Source organism: Nonomuraea mangrovi, from assembly GCF_042681425.1.
GTDB classification, from domain to species: Bacteria; Actinomycetota; Actinomycetes; order Streptosporangiales; family Streptosporangiaceae; genus Nonomuraea; species Nonomuraea mangrovi.
Map to the genome: position 1 here is coordinate 1 of NZ_JBHUFV010000066.1, position 1,690 is coordinate 1,690.

Here is a 1,690-nt window from a genome sequence, read left to right on the forward strand (position 1 = left end):
GTGCCGTATAAGGGACGCAACAAGCCGCAGTCGCAGAAGACCGCGAACTCCGCCCACGCCAAGCTCCGCGGTCCCGGTGAACGAGCCAACGCGCAACTCAAGACCTGGCGCATCCTCCGCAAGCATTCGCTGCTGTCCTCTTCGCGCAGGTCAACTTGTCAAAGCCATCCTCGTCCTACAACTCCGCGAAGCCCGCTGAAATGGGTTCACTGTTTGATCTGCCCCGATTTCGGCATGTTTGGTCTTCTCCGATACGGGGCTCTCAGATGGACTCCGTTTCTGGTGCGGAGATAGGGGCGGCCAGGGTGCGGTTTGCCTTTTCTTTCCTGTGGGGCTCAAGAACTCGAATCACTTCCAGCGCTTAGGCCTTCGTCCGGGGGGCTGAGGGCGCCGAGTTTGCGCCTGCCGAAAATGTCATCCGGCCAGGTCGCTGGCCTTGCAGGCATTCTTCTCTGGCTTGGGCAGTCTTCGGTCACCAGGAATGACATTCTGTGCGGCATGATGATCGGCCGTGCTGCTTCGCCTGGCCTATCTCGCCGTCACGAACGCCTTCGCCGCGCTGCGGTTGCTGCCCATGGGCGATCGGGACAAGAACATCGAGATTCTCGCCCTGCGCCACCAAATCAACGTTCTTCAACGGCAGTTCGGCGCCGACGTCCGGGTGAGATTCGCGGCTGAGGACCGGGCCTTTCTCGCCGCGCTCCTGGCACCACTGCCTCGTGAAGTCCTGCGCCGACTGCGGCTCCTCGTCCGCGGATACCGTTCTGCGCTGGCATCGCGATCTGATGAAGCGGCGTCATGCCCGTACATACTGGCCGAACAGGCGAGGTCGCCCGCCCACGGTGCGGCCCATTCGTGTCCTCATCCTGCGACTGGTTCGCGAGAATCCATCGTGGGGATATCGGCGAGTGCATGGCGAGCTCACCACGCTCGGCATCAAGGTGGCTGCGTCGACGGTCTGGGAGATCCTTAAGCAGGAAGGGCTTGGTCCGGCATCCGAGAGGGCGTCGACCACGTGGGCCGACTTCCTGCGCTCGCAGGCCGACGCCCTGTTGGCCTGCGACTTCATCGAGACCGTCACCCTCGATGGGCAATGCCAGTACATCCTGGCGGTCATCGAGCACGCCACCAGGCGCGTTCGAGTGCTGGGCACCACCGCGCATCCGAACGCGAGCTAGTCATCCAGGCGATCAAGAATCTGGTGATGGATCTGGAGGATGCGGGTTGCCGGGCGCCCTATCTGATCCGAGACCGGGATGCCAAGTTCCCGGCCCTCATGGACGAGATCTTGTCCGACGCCGGGGTCCAGGCCGTGCTCACCGGGATCCGGATGCCGCGCATGAACGCGGTCATGGAGCGGTGGGTGCAGTCGTGCCGCCGCGAGCTTCTGTACCGCTGCCGACTGTGGAACGAAGGCCACCTGCGGCACGCCCTGCGCGAGTACGAACAGTTCTACAACAAGCACCGAGCCCACCAAGCCCGGGCCCAAGCTGCTCCACTACGCGCCGTCCCGGATCCGATCACCGATCCGAGTCGTATCGCCAACCTGGACATACGCCGACGAGATCGGCTCGGCGGGGTTCTCCACGAGTACTCACATGCCGCTTGACCTGGATGGATAGAGTTTTTGAGGGGCCACGGTGATTCCGGACAGCCGTCTTATGGGCGTAGCCTATGCGGCTGTTTGGAT

General features: G+C 63.0%; 2 protein-coding genes and 1 pseudogene. All 3 read left to right on the plus strand.

Features of this window, described 5'->3' with window-relative positions; all coding sequences use genetic code 11:
- Positions 1–199: pseudogene (locus ACFSKW_RS43655) on the plus strand (transposase family protein); the annotation flags it as partial.
- A gap of 709 nt (positions 200–908) precedes the next feature.
- Positions 909–1,178 (plus strand): hypothetical protein, encoded by a 270-nt coding sequence (locus ACFSKW_RS43660; RefSeq protein WP_379580377.1) that lies wholly within the window; start codon positions 909–911, stop codon positions 1,176–1,178.
- 26 nt (positions 1,179–1,204) lie between these two features.
- A complete protein-coding gene (locus tag ACFSKW_RS43665) occupies positions 1,205–1,609 on the plus strand; it encodes an integrase core domain-containing protein (protein WP_379580378.1) in 405 nt (134 codons plus the stop codon).
- Positions 1,610–1,690 lie beyond the last annotated feature (81 nt).

Coding starts and splice junctions, on each gene's coding strand:
- ACFSKW_RS43665 (WP_379580378.1), top strand. CDS start 1,205: ATGGATCTGGAGGATGCGGGTTGCCGGGCGCCCTATCTGATCCGAGAC.